At 67.1% G+C, this 20480-nt stretch carries 17 protein-coding genes; 1 reads left to right on the top strand and 16 read right to left on the bottom strand.

Annotated elements, in window-relative coordinates; all coding sequences use genetic code 11:
• Window positions 1-70: 70 nt before the first annotated feature.
• The 3 genes from G3545_RS23060 to G3545_RS23050 all read right to left on the bottom strand — a co-directional run bounded on the left by G3545_RS23060 (window position 71) and on the right by G3545_RS23050 (window position 4653).
• On the bottom strand, window positions 71-1045 hold the full coding sequence (locus G3545_RS23060; RefSeq protein WP_246702537.1) for an ABC transporter permease: 975 nt from the start codon (window positions 1043-1045) through the stop codon (window positions 71-73).
• A complete protein-coding gene (locus G3545_RS23055; protein WP_246702536.1) occupies window positions 1042-3507 on the bottom strand; it encodes an ATP-binding cassette domain-containing protein in 2466 nt (821 codons plus the stop codon). Before G3545_RS23055 ends, G3545_RS23060 begins: the two co-directional genes overlap by 4 nt.
• A 105-nt stretch (window positions 3508-3612) precedes the next feature.
• Window positions 3613-4653 (bottom strand): ABC transporter substrate-binding protein, encoded by a 1041-nt coding sequence (locus G3545_RS23050; protein ID WP_170016056.1) that lies wholly within the window; start codon window positions 4651-4653, stop codon window positions 3613-3615.
• Window positions 4654-4963: 310 nt separating this feature from the next.
• Here G3545_RS23050 and G3545_RS23045 point away from each other — a divergent pair, with 310 nt between their 5' ends.
• Window positions 4964-5881 (top strand): SMP-30/gluconolactonase/LRE family protein, encoded by a 918-nt coding sequence (locus G3545_RS23045; protein ID WP_170016054.1) that lies wholly within the window; start codon window positions 4964-4966, stop codon window positions 5879-5881.
• Between the two features lie 37 nt (window positions 5882-5918).
• On the opposite strand, the gene mmsB is transcribed toward G3545_RS23045, so the two are convergent.
• The 13 genes from mmsB to G3545_RS22980 form a co-directional block, all read right to left on the bottom strand.
• Window positions 5919-7124: a multiple monosaccharide ABC transporter permease gene (gene mmsB / locus G3545_RS23040; RefSeq protein WP_170016052.1), complete on the bottom strand. Its 1206-nt coding sequence runs from the start codon at window positions 7122-7124 to the stop codon at window positions 5919-5921.
• Window positions 7121-8656 (bottom strand): multiple monosaccharide ABC transporter ATP-binding protein, encoded by a 1536-nt coding sequence (gene mmsA, locus G3545_RS23035; RefSeq protein WP_170016050.1) that lies wholly within the window; start codon window positions 8654-8656, stop codon window positions 7121-7123. The genes mmsB and mmsA overlap by 4 nt, the downstream gene beginning before the upstream one ends.
• A gap of 70 nt (window positions 8657-8726) precedes the next feature.
• Window positions 8727-9791, bottom strand: coding sequence for a multiple monosaccharide ABC transporter substrate-binding protein (gene chvE / locus G3545_RS23030; RefSeq protein ID WP_170016048.1), 1065 nt, complete (start codon window positions 9789-9791; stop codon window positions 8727-8729).
• 92 nt (window positions 9792-9883) lie between these two features.
• Window positions 9884-10552 (bottom strand): 2-dehydro-3-deoxy-6-phosphogalactonate aldolase, encoded by a 669-nt coding sequence (locus G3545_RS23025; protein WP_170016046.1) that lies wholly within the window; start codon window positions 10550-10552, stop codon window positions 9884-9886.
• Window positions 10549-11481 carry a 2-dehydro-3-deoxygalactonokinase gene (locus G3545_RS23020; RefSeq protein ID WP_170016044.1) on the bottom strand — a complete coding sequence of 311 codons (933 nt, stop codon included), beginning with the start codon at window positions 11479-11481 and terminating at the stop codon, window positions 10549-10551. Before G3545_RS23020 ends, G3545_RS23025 begins: the two co-directional genes overlap by 4 nt.
• The gene (locus tag G3545_RS23015; RefSeq protein WP_170018239.1) at window positions 11478-12362 is read right to left on the bottom strand and encodes an SMP-30/gluconolactonase/LRE family protein; all 885 of its coding nucleotides are present in this window, start codon (window positions 12360-12362) and stop codon (window positions 11478-11480) included. Before G3545_RS23015 ends, G3545_RS23020 begins: the two co-directional genes overlap by 4 nt.
• Before the next feature lie 7 nt (window positions 12363-12369).
• Window positions 12370-14169, bottom strand: a complete 1800-nt coding sequence (locus G3545_RS23010; protein ID WP_170016042.1) for an IlvD/Edd family dehydratase — start codon at window positions 14167-14169, stop codon at window positions 12370-12372.
• Between the two features lie 2 nt (window positions 14170-14171).
• Window positions 14172-15098, bottom strand: coding sequence for a Gfo/Idh/MocA family oxidoreductase (locus tag G3545_RS23005; RefSeq protein WP_170018238.1), 927 nt, complete (start codon window positions 15096-15098; stop codon window positions 14172-14174).
• A gap of 2 nt (window positions 15099-15100) precedes the next feature.
• Window positions 15101-16033, bottom strand: a complete 933-nt coding sequence (locus G3545_RS23000; protein ID WP_170016040.1) for a dihydrodipicolinate synthase family protein — start codon at window positions 16031-16033, stop codon at window positions 15101-15103.
• Window positions 16034-16042: 9 nt separating this feature from the next.
• Window positions 16043-17782, bottom strand: a complete 1740-nt coding sequence (locus G3545_RS22995) for an IlvD/Edd family dehydratase (protein ID WP_170016038.1) — start codon at window positions 17780-17782, stop codon at window positions 16043-16045.
• A 15-nt stretch (window positions 17783-17797) separates the two neighbouring features.
• Window positions 17798-18520, bottom strand: a complete 723-nt coding sequence (locus G3545_RS22990; RefSeq protein WP_170016036.1) for a FadR/GntR family transcriptional regulator — start codon at window positions 18518-18520, stop codon at window positions 17798-17800.
• Entirely contained in the window at window positions 18517-19500 is a 984-nt protein-coding gene (gene yjfF / locus G3545_RS22985) for a galactofuranose ABC transporter, permease protein YjfF (RefSeq protein WP_170016034.1), read from the bottom strand. Before yjfF ends, G3545_RS22990 begins: the two co-directional genes overlap by 4 nt.
• Window positions 19497-20477 (bottom strand): ABC transporter permease, encoded by a 981-nt coding sequence (locus tag G3545_RS22980; protein WP_170016032.1) that lies wholly within the window; start codon window positions 20475-20477, stop codon window positions 19497-19499. The genes yjfF and G3545_RS22980 overlap by 4 nt, the downstream gene beginning before the upstream one ends.
• Window positions 20478-20480: the final 3 nt, after the last annotated feature.

Below are 20480 nucleotides of genomic sequence, written 5' to 3'. Positions count from 1 at the left end.
CCATTGGCGTGTGCGGTGTGGGGCGGCGCTTCTGCGTTCGGCCGCTTCCCGGCTGGTGGAATTTCCCCGCTCAGGCGGGGGAGGCACGGCTACGCCGACGCCGCACCGCCTGGCCGCCGGCGAGCGCCAGCACCGCGATGACGACGAAGCCCTGGACGATGTCCTGCGTGCCCGGCGGCAGGCCGACGATCTGCATGGTGGTGACGATCAGCACCAGCAGTAGGCTGCCGAACAGCGTGCCGAGCGCGGTGGAGGAGCCGCCGAAGATCAGCGACCCGCCCAGCACCACGGCGCCGAGCGACTGCAGCAGATAGGGCGCCCCCATTTCGAGGAAGGCGCCGCCGACATAGGCGCCGAGCAGCATGCCGGTGAGCGCCGCCAATATGGCCGAGGCGATGAAGGCGGCGGCAACGACGCGCCCGGTGCGGATGCCGGCGAGCGCCGCCGCCCGCTCATTCTGGCCGACGGCGGAGATCGCCCGGCCATAGACGGTGCGGCGGAGCAGGAAGCCCACTGCGACGACCGCCAGCAGCGCCACCAGAATCATCACCGGGAAGCCGCCAATGCGTCCGGCGCCCAGCGTCTTCAACACCGGGCTCACCGCGAAGCCCGCGGCCCAGCGATTGGCGATCAGCGTGCCGGTGGCGAGAATGTAGCCGGTCGCGAGCGTGGCGATGATGGCCGGGATGCGGAAGGCGACCACGAGCAGCGCGTTCACCGTGCCGGTGACCAGGCCGATCAGCACCACCACTGCGATGGCGAGCGGCAGCCGCGCGTCGAGGCCCTGGGTGACGACGATGCTGGCATAGGCGCTCAGCGTCAGCACGCTGGCGATGGAGAGGTCGATATTGCCCCGCCCCGTCGTCACCACCAGCATCTGGCCGAGCGCGACGATGACGAGGAAGCTCGCCGAGGCCGCGACGCCGGACAGCGAATGCAGGCTGAAGCGGCTGGTGGCGATGGAGAGGATCCCCCACAGCACCAGCACGCCAAGGAACGACCAGAACCAGCGATTGCGCTCGAGCCATTCGGTGAGGGTCATCACCGTTCCTCCCCACGGCGCCCGGCGAGCGCGCGCAGCATCAGCATCGCCAGCAGCAGGCAGCCCTGGACGGCGGCGTTGTAGTCGGTCGAGACGTTGAGCGCGCCGAGCAGCGCTCCGATCAGCGCCAGCGTCAGCGCGCCGGCGACCACGCCGAGCGGCGAGATCAGCCCGCCGATCAGCGCACAGCCGCCCATCACCACCGCGGCGACGCTGATCAGCGTGAACGGCCCGCCGGCATTGATGTCGCTCGCCGTGTTGATCGCGGTGAGCGAGAGGCCGGCGGCGGTGGCGAACAGGCCGGCAATGACATAGCGGATGATCGCGTAGCGCAGCGGCGACCAGCCACCGAGCTTCATCGCCGCGGCGTTGTTGCCGAAGCCGCGCAGCACCACGCCCAGCGGCGAGCGGTCGATGGCGAGCGCCACTGCGCCGGCAATGGCGATCATGGCGAGCGCCGCCGGCACGCCGGCGATCTGCCAGGCGAAGGCGGCGGTGAGCCATTCCGGACTGGAGCCGCCCGGCGTCGGCTGCAGCGTGTAGCCGATGCCGATCCAGATAAAGGAAGCGCCGAGCGTCACCACGATGGCCGGGATCCGCCGGAGCTGGATGGTGGCGCCGATCAGCCCATAGGCGAGGAGGCCGAACAGCAGGCAGAGGACGCCGAGCCAGGGCTGGCCCACCAGCAACGAGGCGCTGACGACATTGACGAGGCCGGCAAAGGCGCCGACGCCGAGATCGATCTCGCTGCCGCCGACGATGAACATCTGGGCGAGCGCCACCAGCACCAGCGCGATGGCCGGACCAAGCAGCAGATCGAGGCCGAACATCGACACCGCCAGCGGGTTCACATAGGCCATCAGCCCGAACACCGCGGCAAGGCTGGCGAAGGGAGCGAGGTCGACCAGCCATTCGGCAATGCCGCGCCGGCCGGCCGTGCCGTCCCGCTCGATGGCGGCGGCGCCGGCGAACGAGGCGTCGACAATGGCCTGCTCGGTGATCTCGGCGCCCACCAATTCGCGCACGATGCGCCCGCCGCTGAACACCAGCACGCGGTCGCATTCGACGAACTCGATGTCCTCGGTCGAATGCCAGACCACCAGCCGCCCCGCGCGGGCGACATCGCCGATCAGCGCGTAGAAATCCTCCTTGGCGGCGACGTCGACGCCGCGGGTCGGATCGTCGAACAATATCGTTGCCGCCTCGCCGACGAGGGCGCGGGCCACCAGCGCCTTCTGCTGGTTGCCGCCGGAGAGATCGAGAATGGGGGAATCGAAGCGGGCGGGATTGAGTTTCAGGCGTTCGGCCGCGCCGCGCGCCGCCTCGCGTTCCACGGGCTCGGAGACGAGGCCGAGTGGCGAGCGGCCGTTCAGCCGGCCGAGCGCGATGTTGGAGAGCACACTCCAGAGCGGGAACACGCCTTCCTTCTGCCGGTCCCCGGAGACGAAGCTGGCATTGCCTTGCCGCCCGATGCTGCCCCATGGCCGCGAGAACAGGCGGTGCAGCAGATCGCGCTGGCCGGAGCCTTCGAGCCCGGCAAGGCCGACCACCTCGCCCGCTTTCAGCACCACGTCGCGACCGAGCGGGGCGACGACGTCGCCGCCGATGCGCACCTGCACCGGCGCGTCGGGCGACAGCGCCGGGCGCGCCGCGCGCCTGTTGCGCAACGCACCTTCGCTCGGCCCGCCCATGGCGCCGACGAGCCCTGCGACGGTGGCGTCCGCGCTCGCCCCGCTCCAGGCCATGCGGCCATTGCGCAGCACCAGCACACGGGTCGCGATCTCGACCACTTCCTGCAGCTTGTGGCTGATGAAGATAAAGGCGAGCCCGGCGGCAGTGCGGGCACGGATGAAGGCGCGCAGCTGCCGGCTGCGCTCCAGCCCGAGCGACGAGGTCGGCTCGTCGAGGATGATCAATCGCACCTTGGGCGCGGTCACCGCACGGGCGATCTCCACCATCTGCCGCTGGCCGATCTGCAGATGGCCCACGGGGACATCGACGTTGATGCCATGGCCGGGGAACACCTCGTCGAGCGCGGCGCGGGCGCCGGCGCGATAGGCGCTCCGCCAGCCGGGTACGGCGCGCGCGGCTTCCGGCGCTTCGAGGAAGAAATTCTCCGCCACCGAGAGATTGTCGCAGAGCGACAATTCCTGATGAACGATGCGGATGCCGCCGGCCTGCGCCAGGGCGGTGTCATAGAACCCGGGATCGACATCGATGCCGCCGATCTCGATGGTGCCGGCATCCGTGCGGGTGACGCCGCAAAGGATCCGCATCAGCGTCGACTTGCCGGCACCATTGCCGCCGACGAGGCCGAGCACCTCGCCGCGCTCGACGACGAGATCGACCTGGTCATTGGCCTTGGTCGGACCGAACGCCTTGCAGATGCCGGCGAGCCGCGCGACCGGCGCGCGCGCCTTGAGGCCGCCGACATGGGCTGCCGGTTCCCGGGAAACAGCGTCCATGGCCTCTCCAGCCAACCCTGCTAAAGCCGCCGATGCACCGAAGATCGGCTCCGGTGCATCCTGCGTCGTGCGGAAAGCCGCCGTCATGACGCTAGCCGCCGCCGGTCAGTTGCCGGCCTTGGCCTTGAGCAGATTGTCCTCGACCCACGCTTGAGAGTAGGACGGGCTGACGATGACACCCGCCGGCAAGCTGGAATAGTCCTTGAGATTCTCGTCGGTCACGGTCGCCACCGGCATGATCATCAGCTTGGGCGGGGTGGCGCCCTTCACCAGCCCATAGGCGAGCCAGAAGGCGGCACCACCAATCCCGGGCGTGGTGTTCATCGAGATGGTCGAATAGTTGTTGGCTTCGCGCTGCTTCGACCACCACTGGATGAAGTTGGAGCTGCCGCCGCCCTCGATGACCGGCATCTTCTTGGCGTAGTCGCCACCATACTGGTCGAAGGCCTGGGCGATGCCGGTGTCGTCGCTACCGCCCTGGCCGAGCACGGCGTCGACATGCGGCAGGCTCGGCAACGCGTTCGCCACTGCCGACTGCGCCACCGAGGCGGTCGCCTGCCCGTATACGGTCGCGACCACCTTCACGTCCGGATTGGCCTTCAGCACCGCTTCCTGCGCCGAGTACATGTCGGCGTCCGGGGCCGAGCCCTTCACGCCGCGCACGACGATGATGTTGCCCTTGCCGCCGATCTTCTTCAGCACCCACTCGGCCTGCTGCTTCTTGTAGCCCTTGAAGTCGAAATTGAGCTGGTAATTGCAGGGCGCCGAGGCGATGGAGTCGAACGAGACCACCTTGATGCCGGCCTTGCACGCCTTCTCGATGATGCCGTTGACGGCGGTCTCGGAGGCAGCGTCGACGGCGATGGCATCGACCTTCTTCAGGATCAGCTCGGCGATCTGGCTGTTCTGCTGGGCGACCGTGCCGTCGCCATTGAGGATGATGTAATCGGCGATCTTGCCGTCTTCCTTGGCCTTCTTGGCGGCCGCCTCGAACGCGTCGACCATCTGGTGACGCCAGGTGTTGCCGAAATAGGCGTTGGCAAGCGCGATGACCGGCTTTTCGGGCGTCGCCGCCGCGGGCATGGCGCCGGCAGCGGTGAGGAGCGCGGCGGTTGCACAGGCGAGCGCAAGGGTCTTCACGTGCATCGATATTCCTCCCATAGCGGCCCGCTCGAGCAGGCTCTGTCTGGTTTTGATCCGGCAGCCGGCACCTTGGCCTCTGCACGATGACGATAACATTATCTCATCATACCAGTTGCGCAAGCGTCTTCTGACCGGCATCGTCGGATCAACGAGAGACGCAACGAAGAGTGCCGCACTGCTTCAGCATCCTTCGAGGCCGGCCCACGGCCGGCACCTCAGGATGAGGTCCAGCTTGAAGGAACGACCTCATCCTGAGGTGCCGCGTAGCGGCCTCGAAGGATGCTCAAGCAGAGCGGCGACTGGAGGACGCCACATGACGTACGTCGATCCGTTCGAGATCATCGATCGGCGCTTCCGCGCCTATGTCATCCCCATCGCCTGGCTGGAGACGCTGCACACCGGCATGCGCTGGGCGGAGGGGCCGGTGTGGTTCGCCGACATGCGCTGCCTGATCTGGAGCGACATCCCCAACAACCGGCTGATGCGCTGGAGCGAGGCATCGGGCGCGGTCGAGGTGTTCCGCGCCGATTCCAACTTCGCCAATGGCAACACCCGCGATCGGCAGGGCCGGCTGGTGAGCTGCGAGCACCGCACACGGCGCGTCAGCCGCACTGAGCCGGACGGTAGCATCACGGTGCTGGCCGATCGCTATCAGGGCAAGCGGCTGAACTCGCCGAACGACGTGGTGGTGAAATCGGACGGCACCGTCTGGTTCACCGATCCGACCTACGGCATCAGCGCGGCCTATGAGGGCGGGAAAGCCGAGAGCGAACTCGACTGCAACTACGTGTTCCGCTTCGATCCGCGCGACGGCAGCCTCGCCATCGTCGCCGACGATTTCCATCAGCCGAACGGCCTCGCCTTCTCGCCCGACGAGGAGCTGCTCTACATCGCCGATTCCGGCTTCATCGGAAATCCGGATTGGCCGCGCCACATCCGCGCCTTCGCGGTCGGCGAGGACGGCAGGCTTTCCGGCGGGCACGTGGTGACCGAGGTATCGCCCCATGCGCCGGACGGTTTCCGCGTCGATGTCGACGGCAATATCTGGTCGAGCGCCGGCGACGGCGTACATTGCTACACCCCGCAGGGCGAACTGATCGGCAAGGTCCGCGTGCCGGATCGCGTCGGCAACCTCACCTTCGGCGGCGCCGCCCGCAACCGACTGTTCATTTGCGGGCATTCTTCGCTCTACAGCGTGTTCGTGAACACCAGCGGGGCGCAGCGGCTCTAGCTAGCGCCGCTTCCCGCTCCGCGCCTGCTGGTTCCTCTCAGCGCTTCTGGTTGTAGACGTCGAGGCAGACCGCGCCGAGCAGCACCAGGCCCTTGATCACCTGCTGATAGTCGATGCCGATGCCGAGGATGGACATGCCGTTGTTCATGACGCCCATGATCAGCGCGCCGATCACCGCGCCTGCCACCCGCCCGACGCCGCCATAGGCCGAGGCGCCGCCGATGAAGCACGCGGCGATAACGTCGAGCTCGAAGCCCAGCCCGGCCTTCGGCGTCGCGGTGTTGAGCCGCGCGGCGAAGACCAGGCCGGCGAGCGCCGCCAGCACGCCCATGTTGACGAAGGTGAGGAAGGTCAGCCGCTCGGTCTTTATGCCGGAGAGCTTCGCCGCCTTTGCATTGCCGCCGACCGCATAGATCTGCCGGCCAATCGTGGTGCGGGTGGTGACGAAGGCATACAGCGCGATCAGCGCCGTCATGATCACCAGCACGTTCGGCAGGCCGCGATGCGACGCGATGAGGTAGGTGAAATAGAGGATGACCGCGAAGAACAGCAGGTTCTTGATCAGGAAGAAGCCGTAAGGCTCGGTCTCGATGCCGTGGCTCTCCTGCCGCGAGCGGCTCTTGAAGTTCATATAGACCAGCGCAAGCGCCAGCACCGCGCCGATGGCGAGCGAGGTCGGATAAAGCGCACCGGCATCGGGAATGAATTCCGGGATGAAGCCGGAGGACAGCTTCTGGAAGGTCGGCGGGAACGGGCCGACTGATTGGCCCGCCAGCAGGGCGAGCGCCAGCCCTTTGAACACCAGCATGCCCGCCAGCGTGACGATGAAGGACGGTATCTTGAAATAGGCGACCCAATAGCCCTGCGCGGCGCCGATCAGCCCACCAACTGCCAGGCAGATGATGGTCGCGGTGATGAAGTCCATGCCGTAGCGCACCATCAGCACCGCGGCCACCGCGCCGATGAAGCCCGCAACCGAGCCGACCGAGAGGTCGATATGGCCGGTGACGATCACCAGCAGCATGCCTAGCGCCATGATGACGATGTAGCTGTTCTGCAGCACGAGATTGGTGAGGTTCAGCGGCCGCAGCAGCGTGCCGTCGGTCATCACTTGGAAGAACAGCATGATGGCGAACAGCGACAGCAGCATGCCGTATTCGCGCAGATTGTTCTTCAGGAAGCCGGCATGCCTTGCTTCCGGTTTCTTGGTTTCGTCCCGGAGCACCACGGTCTTGTCGCTCATGGCCGCTTCTCTCCCTTGCGCATGATGGAGCGCATGATCTTTTCCTGGGTGGCGTCTGCGCCGGCGAACTCGCCGACAAAGGCGCCCTCGTTCATCACGCAGATACGGTCGCAGATGCCGAGCAGTTCCGGCATCTCCGAGGAGATCACCACCACGCCTTTCCCGGCATCGGCCAGCTCATTGATGATGCTGTAGATCTCGTATTTGGCGCCGACATCGATGCCGCGCGTCGGCTCGTCGAGGATCAGCACCTTGGGATCGGTGAACAGCCATTTGGACAGCACCACCTTCTGCTGGTTGCCGCCCGAGAGCTTGCCGGCATCCTGGAACACGCTGGAGCAGCGGATGCGCATGCGCCCGCGATAGTCGCCGGCGACGCGCAACTCCTTGGCGTCGTCGATCACGCGATTGCTGGAGATGCCATCGAGATTGGCGAGGGTGACGTTCTTGCGTACGTCCTCGGCCAGCAGCAGCCCGAGTTCCTTGCGGTCCTCGGTGACATAAGCAAGGCCGGCATCGATCGCGCGACGCACGGTCGACACATCCACGTCGCGGCCGTCGAGCTCGGCCCGGCCGGTGATCTTCTGTCCGTAGGATCGCCCGAATATGCTCATGGCGAACTCGGTCCGTCCCGCGCCCATTAGCCCGGCGATGCCGACGATCTCGCCGCGGCGGACGTGGAAATCGACATTGCGGATCATCTGCCGGTCGGCATGAAGCGGATGATAGACCGACCAGTCCTTCACCGCGAAGATGGTTTCGCCGATCTTCGGCTCGCGCTTGGGGAAGCGGTGCTCGAGGTCGCGGTCGACCATCTTGCGGATGATGCGATCCTCTTCGACCACCCCGGCATGGCAGTCCATGGTGTCGACGGTGCGCCCGTCGCGCAGCACGGTGATGCGGTCGGCCACGCGCGAGACCTCGTTCAGCTTGTGCGAGATCAGGATCGAGGAGATGCCATGGGCACGGAACTCGACCAGCAGGTCGAGCAGCGCCGCGCTGTCCTTCTCATTGAGGCTCGCGGTCGGCTCGTCGAGGATGAGAAGCCGGACCTCCTTGGACAGCGCCTTGGCGATCTCGACAAGCTGCTGCTTGCCGACGCCGATATTGGTGATCAGCGTGTCCGGCGCCTCGTCCAGCCCGACCTTGGCGAGCAGTTCGCGGGTGCGCCGGTACACCGCGCCGCGGTCGATGATGCCGAAACGCGACGGAGGATTGGCGATGAAGATGTTCTCCGCGATCGACAGAAGCGGGATCAGCGCCAGTTCCTGATGGATGATGATGATGCCGAGCGCCTCGGAATCATTGATGTCGCGGAAGCGCCGCTCCTCGCCGTCATAGAGGATGGCGCCCTCATAGGAGCCGTGCGGATAGACCCCGCTCAGCACCTTCATCAGGGTCGACTTGCCGGCGCCGTTCTCGCCGACGAGGGCGTGGATCTCTCCCGCCTCGACGGTGAAATTGACGTCGCTCAGCGCCTTCACCCCGGTGAAGTTCTTGCTGATGCCCTGCATTTCCAGGATCGCGTTCATCACGCCGCTCCATTCGCGCCGAGGCAGCGGCCGCGCGCAATCTCCGCGCGGCCGGCCCCGGACGTGCCGATCAGTTGATCTGGTTCTTCTTGTAGTAACCGCTGCCGATCAGCACCGGCTCCCAATTGCTCTTGTCGACCACGACCGGCTTCAGGAGATAGGACGGCACGACCTTGACGCCATTATTGTAGGTCTTGGTGTCGTTCACCGTCACTTCCTTGCCGCTGAGCGAGGCATCCACCATGTCGGCGGTAACCTTGGCGAGGTCGCGGGTATCCTTGAAGATCGTGGAATATTGCTCGCCGGCGAGGATCGACTTCATCGACGGGACTTCGGCGTCCTGGCCGCTGACGATCGGCATCTTCATGTCGCCGCTGCCATAGCCGACGCCCTTGAGCGAGGACAGGATGCCGATGGACAGCCCGTCATAGGGCGAGAGCACGGCGTCCAGGCGCTTGTTGGTGTAATAGGCACTGAGCAGATTATCCATGCGGGCCTGGGCGGTGGCGCCGTCCCAGCGCAAGGTCGAGACCTTGTCCATGCCCAGCTGTCCGCTCTGCACCTTGAGCTTGCCGCTATCGATCAGGGGCTTCAGCACCGACATGGCGCCGTCATAGAAGAAGTAGGCGTTGTTATCGTCCGGCGAGCCGCCGAACAGTTCGATATTGAACGGCCCCTTAGCGTCCGGCAGACCAAGCGCCTTGACGATGGACTGCGCCTGCAGCACGCCGACCTGGAAATTGTCGAAGGTCGCGTAATAGTCGACGTTCGGCGTATCGCGGATCAGGCGGTCATAGGCGATGACCTTGATGCCCTTGTCCTTGGCCTGCTTCAGCACGTCGGACAGGGTAGTGCCGTCGATCGAGGCGATGACCAGCACCTTGGCGCCCTTCGTCACCATGTTCTCGATTTGCGAGAGCTGGTTCGGAATGTCGTCCTCGGCATATTGCAGGTCGGTGTTGTAGCCGCGCTCCTTCAGCACCTTCACCATATTGTCGCCGTCCGCGATCCAGCGGGCGGAGGATTTGGTCGGCATGGCGATGCCGACGGTGGCTTTCTCCTGCGCGAGCGCGGGACCGGCGAGCGCGACGGCACCGAGCGCGAGGATGGAAAGCGTCGTCTTGAGCATATTCATGTTTCACTCCCGGAAACGTTGAACGTTACTGGCCGCGTTTGCGCGGGCCGTTTTCTTGCCGCCGGCGGGGCCGGGGTGTCAGGTCCCGCGCATCACCCGAAGGCGCGCGGCATTGCGGTGTGCCCCCCATAAACGGCGTCGTAAGCGGCGATGGTGGTCCGCGCCCGCGCACGGACCTCGTTCGCACTGATGCCCGGCCGATAGAGGCTGGAACCGAGCCCGAAGGTGCGGACGCCGGCGGCCGCATAGGCCGGGAAATCCTTGTCGGAGACCCCGCCGACCGCGCCGATCTCGATGCCCGCCGGCAGCACGGCGCGGATAGCCTGGATGCCGGTGGGGCCGATGACGCTGGCCGGGAAGAACTTCAGTCCCGAGGCGCCGGCCTTGAGCGCGGCAATCGCCTCGGTCGGCGTCAGCACGCCGGGCATGGTGACCATGCCGTGCGCGCCGGCGCGCCGGATCACCTCCGGCTCGACGTTCGGGCTGACCATCAGCCGGCCGCCGACATCGTTGAGCCGATCGACCTGCTCCGTCTCCAGCACCGTGCCGGCACCGATGAGCACGCCGGTCGGCGCGAGCTTCACGGCGGCGGCGATGGACGTGAACGGATCGGGCGAGTTCAGCGGGATCTCGATCGCCTCGAAGCCCTCCTCGATCAGCGCTGCGACAACGGATTCAGCCTCGGACGGCGCGACGCCGCGCAGGATCGCGACCAGCGAGCGGCGGAGCTGCGGCCAGGCAATGCGGGTGGACGGGATCATCGCGGCGTTCCCTCGCGCTGGAAGAAAAGAATGGACGCGGCGGCGTGCAATCCCTCGCGCACGCAGGCTTCCGCATCCCGCACCACGACATCGTCGGCGCCGCCAATGTCGAGCGCGCGAACATAGAGCGTGGCGGCGGCGCCCGAGGCGACCAGCACCGTGCCGCTTAGCGAACCATAGCGACGCGCGGCGCCGGCCAACTCGACACCGATCAGCAGTCCGGAGAGCCGCGCCAGCGCGTCGTCCGACGCCGTGCCGGCGAGCAGCCAGCCGGCGCGCAGTTCGAAGAAGCGATTGGTGGCGGATTCCGGCTCGGCGAGCGCGGCGGCGACGCCATCGGCGAAGGCCGCGCCGTCCGCATCGACCTCGCCGCCCTCGACCGCCGGCTTGACCACCGAGGCGGTGCGTAGCAGCTGGAACAGTTCGCCGGTCATGAAGGTGGCGAAGCTTTCAACTGCGCCGTCGGCCAGCCGCACCCATTTCGAATGCGTGCCGGGCATGCACACCAGCCCGCTCTGTCCGTCGAGCGCCAGCGGCAGCAACTGGGTCTCCTCGCCGCGTATCACGTCGGGATGTGTGGGGCTGCGCTGGGCGATGCCGGGCAGGATGCGCACCGGGCGCCGTGCCGCCGGTGCGATGGTGGAGCGGGCGGCAAGCTCATCGAGCCGCACCGGCGCATCGAGATAGGCCGCCTCGACCCAGCCGGCGCGCGAGCCGACCATGCCGCACATCATCACCGGCACGCCGCCGGGCACGCCGAGCGCGGCGAGATGCGATTCCAGCACGGTCTCGAAGCCACGCTGGCCCGAGATGGCGAGCCCGTCGCCCGACCGGCGCTCGGCGAGCACGCGACCGTCGCGGTCGAGCGTCCACAGCCGGAAGCTGGACGTGCCCCAATCGACGATCACGTGGGAAAGGGCACTCATCATATCGCTCCAAGCTTGATGCGGGGCTCTGGACGGCCCCTGGCACTGAGGTCGAGCAGGAAGGTGCGGCCATGCTGCGGGTCGGCCGCGCGCGCCGCCTCGTCCATGTCCTCATAGGCCGAGGTGACCAGCATCCGGCCGAAATCCGCGCCGACGAAGACCGGGCAACTGGTCTGCTTCGCCGGCACCCGCACCGTCCGCACGCGCTCGCCGGCCGGCGTATAGGCGTCGACGCACCCCGCCCCCCAGCGCGCGCACCAGATCAGCCCTTCGGCGTCGGTCACCGCGCCATCGAGGCCGCCCTCGCCATGGTGCCGATAGAGGGCGGACGGCGCACCGACCGGCAGGCCGGTTGCCGGGTCGAGTGGAACGCTGTGCAGCACATTCTCGTGGGTATCCGAGAAATAGCCGGTGCCGCCGTCGGGCGAGAAGCAGATGGCGTTCGGGATGGTGATGTTACCGAACAGCCGGCTCAGCACGCCGCCGTGCAGCGCATAGATCGCGCCGGCTCCCGTCTGCGCCTTGCGGCCCATGGTGCTGGTCCAGAGCGTGCCGGAGGGATGCACCCGGGCGTCGTTCGAGCGGCTCGCCGCGTTGTCGGCTTCGATCGGCACATGCAACGCCAGATGCCCGTCGGCGACGCGGCGGACATGGAGGCCATCCTCGGCGACGATGAGCTGACGGGCATCATCGACATACGCCAGCGCGCTTGCCATGACGGGCAGTGGATGCACCTGCGCCTCGCCTTTGCCGAGCCGTGCCTCGAACAGCCGTCGCTCCAGTATGTCGAACCACCAGGCGGTATCGCTGGCGACGTCATAGGCCGGCCCCTCGCCGAGGTGGCAGCGCACCTCGGACAGCACGGTGACAATGACCTCCTCCATGCGCGCTTCAGTGACTGTCACGCGGCAACCCCTTGGTCTGGGCGATGCGCTGGTAGCGGACCGCCGGCTCCAGCACCGCGCCGGTCTCCATCTGGCCGACATAGTCGCGCTGGATCTCCTGCCAGGGCGTCTGGCTGGCCGGATAGGCATAGCCGCCGGTTGCCTCCAGCGCGCGACGGCGCTCAATGAGTTCGGCCTCCGGCACCAGCATGTTGGCGCTGTTGCGCCTGAGATCGATGCGCACGCGGTCGCCGGTGCGCAACAAAGCGAGCCCGCCGCCGGCCGCGGCTTCCGGCGAAGCGTTGAGGATCGAGGGCGAGCCCGAAGTGCCGGATTGACGGCCATCACCGATGCAGGGCAGCGAGGAAACGCCGGCCCTGATGAGGTAGTCCGGCGCTCGCATGTTCACGACTTCAGCAGAGCCGGGATAGCCGATCGGACCGGCGCCGCGCATGAACAGGATGCTCATCTCGTCGATGCCGAGCGAGGGGTCGTCGATCCGCTTGTGATAATCCTCCGGCCCATCGAACACGATGGCGCGGCCCTCGAAGGCCTCCAGGTCGTCGGGATTGGAGAGATAGCGTTCGCGGAACTCCGGCGAGATCACGCTGGTCTTCATGATGGCGGAGGAGAACAGATTGCCGCGCAGCACGCGGAAGCCGGCCTTCTCTTTCAGCGGACGATCGAACGGGCGGATCACCGCTTCGTCCTGGATGCCGGTCGAGCGGCAATTCTCGCCGATGCTGCGGCCATTCACGGTGCGCGCATCTTCGGCGATCAGGCCCTGGCTCATGAGCTGGTTGATCACCGCGGGCACGCCGCCGGCATGGTAGTAATCCTCGCCGAGATATTCGCCGGCCGGCTGGAGATTCACCAGCAGCGGCACGTCCTCCCCATAGGTCTGCCAGTCGTCGATGGAGAGCTCGACGCCCATGTGGCGGGCGAGCGCGTTGAGATGGATCGGCGCATTGGTCGAGCCGCCGATCGCAGAAGTGACGCGGATGGCGTTGATGAACGCCTGGCGGGTCAGGATGTCCGACGGCTTCAGGTCCTCGCGCACCATGTCGACGATGCGCAAGCCGGTGCGGTAGGCCATTTCCTGCCGGTCGCGATAGGGCGCGGGGATCGCCGCCGAGCCCGGCAACTGCATGCCCAGCGCCTCGGCGAGCGAGTTCATCGTCGTCGCCGTGCCCATGGTGTTGCAGAAGCCGGTCGAAGGCGCCGAGGAGGCCACCAGCTTGACGAAGCCGGCATAGTCGATCTCGCCCTTGGCCAGCAGTTCGCGGGCCTTCCACACGATGGTGCCCGAACCGGTGCGCTCGCCCTTGTACCAGCCGTTCAGCATCGGCCCGACCGAGAGCGCGATGGCGGGGATGTTCACCGTCGCCGCCGCCATCAGGCAGGCCGGCGTGGTCTTGTCGCAGCCGATGGCGAGCACCACGCCATCCAGCGGATAGCCGAACAGTACCTCGACCAGGCTGAGATAGGCGAGGTTGCGGTCGAGCGCCGCGGTGGGGCGCTTGCCGGTCTCCTGGATCGGATGCACCGGAAACTCGATGGCGATCCCGCCGCCCTCGCGAATGCCCTCGCGCACCCGCTTCGCCAACTCAAGATGATGCCGGTTGCAGGGGGAGAGATCGGAGCCGGTCTGGGCGATGCCGATGATCGGCCGGCCGCTCTGCAACTCCTCCTGGCTGAGACCATAGTTCAGATAGCGCTCCAGATAGAGCGCGGTCATGTCGGCGTTGGCCGGGTTGTCGAACCAGGCCTGCGAGCGGAGCGGTCGCTTGTCGTTCGTCGGTGCCATGATCAATCCTCGAACGCTTCGACGACGGTGCGCCGGCCGAGCATGAAGGCGTCCGCAACATGTGCCAGCGGCACCAGGTCGACATCGGAGGCACCGCGCCCGATCAGATCGACGAAGTGACGGTAGATCCCGGGATACTCCGCCTCCTTCTCATCGATCAGGCTCGCGCCATCGTGGAACAGCTTTGCGCCGCCAGACGACAGCGTCAGCAGCCCGCGATCGGTCTCGACCCGGATGTCCCAGGTCTGCGGGCCGGTCTGGCGGAAGTCGAATTCGGCGCGGATCGGCAGGCCGGTCTCGTCTTCGAAGTTGAGATCGGCGGCGATCGGCGCCGCGCAATTCGACGGGAAGGCCAGTTCGGCGCGGGTGAGGAACACTGGCCGCGGCAGGATGCGGGTGAGGATCGACAGGGCATTGATGCCGGGATCGAACACGCCGAGCCCGCCCGGCTCCCAGATCCAGTGCTGACCCGGATGCCAGACCCGTACATCCTCCTTCCACTCGATGGTCACCGAGCGGATGTCGCGCTCGGCGAGGAAGGCCCGCGCCGGCTCGACCGCCGGCGCAAAGCGGGAGTGCCAGGTGGCGAACAGTGTCTTGCCCGAAGCTTTCGCCGCCGCGACCAGCGGAGCCAACTCGCTCACCGTGGCGCCGGGCGGCTTTTCCAGCAGCACATGCTTGCCGGCCTTCAGCGCAGCGGCGGCCTGCGCGCGGCGCACCTGAGGCGGGGTGCAGAGCGCCACGGCATCGATCTCCGGCGCCTGCTCCAGCAACTCCTCCAGCGTGGCGAAATGCGCGACGCCATCCAGCGCGGCGTTGCGGCTGGCAACGGCCGCCAGCGCGATGCCCGGCGTCGCGGCGATCGCCGGAACATGCTGGTCCCGCGCAATCTTGCCGAGGCCGACGATAGCGAGGCGGATGCCCGTCATGCTCATTTGCCCCACCGCAGCACCATGGGATCGAGCCGCTTCGCCACTTCGATCAGCCCGGCCCGCGTCGCCGGGTGCAGAGCAGGAAGCGGGTGGCGGACGGTCTCGTGCCCGATCACGCCGCCCTCTTTCATCAGCGCCTTGCAGGCAGCGAGGCCGCATTGGCGGTTCTCGTAATTGATCAGCGGCAGCCAGCGCTGATAGGCGTCCATCGCCTCTCCGCGCTTTCCGGCGAAATAGGCGTCGGTGATCTGGCGGATGCCGTCGGGATAGCCGCCGCCGGTCATGGCACCGGTGGCGCCGGCATCGAGGTCGGCCATCAAAGTGATCGCTTCCTCGCCGTCCCAAGGCCCCTCGATGGCATCGCCACCGAGCTCGATCAGCGTGCGCAGCTTGCCCGCCGCCTGCGGCACCTCGATCTTGAAATAGGCGAGATGCTCGATCTCCGCCGCCATGCGGGCGAGGAAGGGCGCGGAGAGCGGCGTGCCGGCGACGGGCGCGTCCTGCACCATGATCGGGATCGAGATCGCGTCGGAGACGGCGCGGTAGAAATCGTAGATGCCCTGTTCGGATACACGGATGGTGGCGCCGTGATAGGGCGGCATGATCATGACCATGCTGGCACCGGCCGCCTCGGCGCGGCGCGAGCGCTCGGCGCAGATCGCGGTGCCGAAATGCGTGGTGGTGACGATGACCGGCACCCGCCCGGCGACGTGGTCGAGCACAGCCGTCATCACGCGCTCGCGCTCGGCATCGGTCAGCACGAACTGCTCGGAGAAATTGGCGAGGATGCACAGGCCATGCGAGCCGGCATCGATCATGAAATCGACGGCGCGCTTCTGGCCGTCGAGATCGAGTTCGCCACTGGCGTCGAACACCGTCGGCGCGACGGGGAAGACCCCCTTATAGGGACGCACGGCTTTGGAAACGGCCATTACCCACCTTCAATGATTGTCGCGCGGCACCGGCGAACCGGTGCGCCCGACGAGAAAATCGAAATCCGCGCCGCGATCGGCCTGCAGCACATGGTCGATATAGAGCTTGGCGTAGCCGCGCTCGGCATGGGGTGCAGGCGGCGTCCAGACGGCGCGACGGGCGGCGAGTTCCGCCTCGTCGACATGCAGATGCAGCGAGCGGGCCGGCACGTCCAGCGTGATCAGGTCGCCATTGCGCACCAGGGCCAGCGGCCCGCCGGCGGTCGCCTCGGGGGCGACATGCAAAACCACCGTGCCATAGGCGGTGCCGGACATGCGGGCATCGGAGATGCGGATCATGTCGCGCACACCCTGGCGCAAGAGCTTTGCCGGCAACGGCATGTTGCCGACCTCGGCCATGCCCGGATAACCCTTGGGCCCGCAATGCTTCAGCACCATGATGCAGGAGGCGTCGATGTCGAGATCGTCGTCATTCACCGCGTGGTGCATCTCCTCCACCGATTCGAACACCACGGCGCGGCCGGTGTGCCGCATCAATTCAGGCGAGGCGGCGGAGGGCTTTATCACCGCGCCATTGGGGGCGAGGTTGCCGGTGAGGATGGCGATGCCGGCTTCCGGCTTGAACGGCTCCTCGAACGAGGTGATGACCTCGCTGTTCCAGCAGGACGCCTCACGGACATTCTCCCAGATGCTGCGGCCGTTCGCGGTCAGCGCATCCTGGTGCAGCAGGCCGCGCTCGCCGAGCGCGCGCAGCACCACCGGCAGGCCGCCGGCATAGTAGAAATCCTCCATCAGGAAGCGGCCGGACGGCATCAGGTCGACGAGGCAGTGCACGTCGCGCCCCAGCCGGTCGAAATCCTCGAGCGTCAGGTCGATGCCGACGCGCCCAGCGATGGCGAGCAGATGCACCACCGCATTGGTCGAGCCACCGATCGCCGCCAGCGTGCGTATGGCGTTCTCGAAGGCGTGGCGGGTCAGGATGTCGGAGGGCTTCAGGTCCTCGCGCACCATCTCGACGATGCGCCGCCCGGCCATGCGAGCGAGCTGGTTGCGGCGGGCGTCGGCGGCGGGGATGGCGGCGTTCTCCGGCATGCCGATGCCGAGCGCTTCCACCATCGACGCCATGGTCGAGGCGGTGCCCATGGTCATGCAATGACCGCTCGAGCGGTTCATCGCACCCTCGGCCTCGTGGAATTCCTCGATGGTGATCTCGCCGGCTCGCAGTTGCTCGCTCATCGAGATGATATTGGTGCCCGAGCCGATGATCTGGCCGCGATAGACGCCGCGCAGCTGCGGGCCGCCGGAGACGCCGATCGCCGGCAAATCGGCCGAGGCCGCGCCCATCAGCAGCGCCGGCGTGGTCTTGTCGCAGCCCATCAGCAGCACCACGCCGTCGAGCGGGTGGGCGCGGATCGCCTCCTCGACATCCATCGAAGCGAGGTTGCGGAACAGCATGGCGGTGGGGCGCATCGTCACCTCGCCGAGCGAGGAGACCGGGAATTCAAGCGGGAAGCCGCCGGCCTCCAGCACGCCATAGCGCACATGCTCGGCGATGGTGCCGAAATGCGCGTTGCACGGCGTCAGCTCGGACCCGCTGTTGCAGATGCCGATCACCGGCTTGCCTTCGAACTGGTCCTGCGGCGCGCCGCTATTCTTCAGGAAGGACCGGTAATAGAAGCCCATCTTGTCCTGCCGGCCGAACCAGGCCTGGCTACGCAACGTCTTCCTGTCGTTCGGGCTGTCGTCCATTCCACACTCCGTCCTTCAACCGGCCGCGCCGTGCCGGCGCAGGCCGTTGAAGATCACACTGGTCATCGCCGCCGCGGCGGCCTCCGGATCCCTGTCCTCGATGGCGTCGACGATGCGCTCATGGGAGACGATAGCGATGTCGCGCTCACGCTCCTCGACCGGCGCGCTGAGCAGGAACGAGGTGCGCAGCGCCGCCTCGATCACCGCGCCGATGGACCGCATGAACGGGTTGCCAGAGGCATTGGCGACGGTGATGTGCAGCGACAGGTCGCCATCGGCGAAGCCGACGGAATCCGAGGGCTCGCGCCGCATCTTGGCGATGCTCCGGCGCAGTTCGGCGACGTCGTCGGTGGTGCGCCGCTCGGCGGCGAGCGCGGCGGCGCGGGGCTCCACCGCAAGGCGGATATCGGCGAGGTCGCGCAGGAAGCGCTTGTCGATGCCGGCGTCGAGATGCCAGGCCAGCACATCGTGATCGAACATGTTCCAGGCCGCGCGCTCGCGCACCACGGTGCCGACCCGCGACTTGGTGCTGAGCAGACCCTTCGCCACCAGCGTCTTCACGCTCTCGCGCAGCACCGGACGCGAGACCCGGAACAGCAGCGTGAGCTCGGCATCGCCCGGCAGCTTGGCGCCCTCCGCATAGCGGCCGGCGATGATGTCGATGCCGATGGTGCGCGCCACTTCCGCATGGTTGGAATGGGCGCGGCGAGCGGGGATGATGACGAGCTGGGAACTCATGGGAGGGCAACTCCTGCGGGACGGCTGCCCGACCGCTTTGCCAGCCCGACCATGGCCTGCTGGAACGCGATGAAGGCGAACAGCAGGATGCCGGTCGCGATCTTGGTCCACCAGCTGGAAAGCGTCCCGTCGAAATTGATGTAGGTCTGGATCAGCCCCTGGATCAGCACGCCGATGAAGGTACCGAACACGAAGCCGTAGCCGCCGGTGAGCAGCGTGCCGCCGATCACCACCGCGGCGATGGTGTCGAGTTCGACGCCGACCGCCGAGAGCGAATAGCCGGACGAGGTGTAGAGCGAGAACACGATGCCCGACAGGCCGGCCAGCACGCTGGAGAGCATGTAGATCCGGATCGTGGTCGGCCCGACCTTCACGCCCATCAGGGCGGTGGAGGTGCGGCTGCCGCCGAGCGCATATACGTTGGCACCGAAGCGGGTGAAGTGCAGCAGCACGATGCCGAAGGCGAAGACCGCGAGCATGACCAGCGCGATCACCGTCAGCCGCCCGCCCCCGGGCAGCCGGATCGCATAGGCGGCGAGGTCGGAATAGAGCGGCGCGTTGATCGGGATCGACTGCGTCGACATCAGGAAGCTGGCGCCGCGGGCTAGGAACATGCCGGCCAGCGTGACGATGAAGGGCGGCATCTCGAAATACTGGATCACCGCGCCCATCGCCGCGCCGAACACCGCGCAGATGACGAGGATAAGCGCGAAGGCGGCGAACGGCGGCACGCCGAAGCGCTCGATGGCGAGCGCCAGGAATACCGTGGTGAAGCCGATCACCGAGCCGACCGAGAGGTCGATGCCGCCGGAGATGATGACGAAGGTCATGCCCACCGCGACGATGCCGAGGAAGGCATTGTCGGTCAGCAGGTTGGCCACCACCCGCGTCGAGGCGAAGTTCGGGAACTGCACCGAGCAGATGATGAAGCCGGCGATGAAGACGCAGGTTGTGACGAGCACCGGGAGCAGGCGGTTCATTTGCCTCTCCCCATCAGCAGCGTGAGGCCGGCAAGGCGCGGCGATTGCATCAGCAGCACCACCATCACCACCACGGCCTTGACCACGAGATTGAACTCGGGCGGGAAGCCGGACAGCAGGATGCCGGTATTCATCGCCTGAATGATGAGGGCGCCGAGCACGGCGAGCACCAGGCTGAACCGTCCACCGAACAGCGAGGTGCCGCCGATCACCACGGCAAGGATCGCGTCGAGCTCCAGCCACAGCCCGGCATTGTTGGCGTCCGCGCCGAGGATATCGGCGGCCGCAATGATGCCGGCCAGCGCGGCGCACAGGCCGCACCAGACATAGACCGCAATCGTCATCGCCCTGGTGCCGACGCCGGCGAGCGCGCTTGCCTTGGCGTTGCCGCCGGTGGCCTCGATCATCAGGCCGAGCGCGGTGAAGCGCACCAGTACGAGCGTCACGATCAGCATGCCGAAGGTGATGACCACCGCCGCTGGCACGCCCATCACCGAACCGCCGCCGAACCAGGCGAGCTCCGGCGAGGTGAAGGTGACGATGCGTCCCTCGGTGATGAGCTGGGCGATGCCACGCCCGGCGACCATCAGGATCAGCGTGGCGACAATCGGCTGGATGCCGAGCACCGCGACCAGTATGCCGTTCCACAGCCCGCACAGCAGGCCGGCCCCGAGCGCCGCGCCGAGCACCACCGGCAGCGCGTGGCTGTCGGCCAGGCTCGCCGCGATGGCGCCGGAGATCGCCATCACCGCGCCGACCGAAAGGTCGATGCCGCGCGTCGCGATGACCAGCACCATGCCGAGCGACAGCAGCGCCACCGGCGCGCCGCGGTTGAACACATCGATCAGGCTGCCGAACAGCCGGCCATCCTGCAGCCTGATGTCGAAGAATTGCGGCGAGACGGTCCAGTTGATGGCGAGGATCGCCAGGAAGGCGACGACCTGCGCGGTGCCGGTCCTGGGCAGGCGAAGCGCCATGGT

Origin of the sequence: Starkeya sp. ORNL1 (genome assembly GCF_012971745.1) — a bacterium.
In the GTDB taxonomy this organism is placed as follows: Bacteria; Pseudomonadota; Alphaproteobacteria; order Rhizobiales; family Xanthobacteraceae; genus Ancylobacter.
The sequence above is the reverse complement of the archived record's forward strand: the minus strand, read 5'-3'. Positions and strand labels throughout refer to the sequence as shown.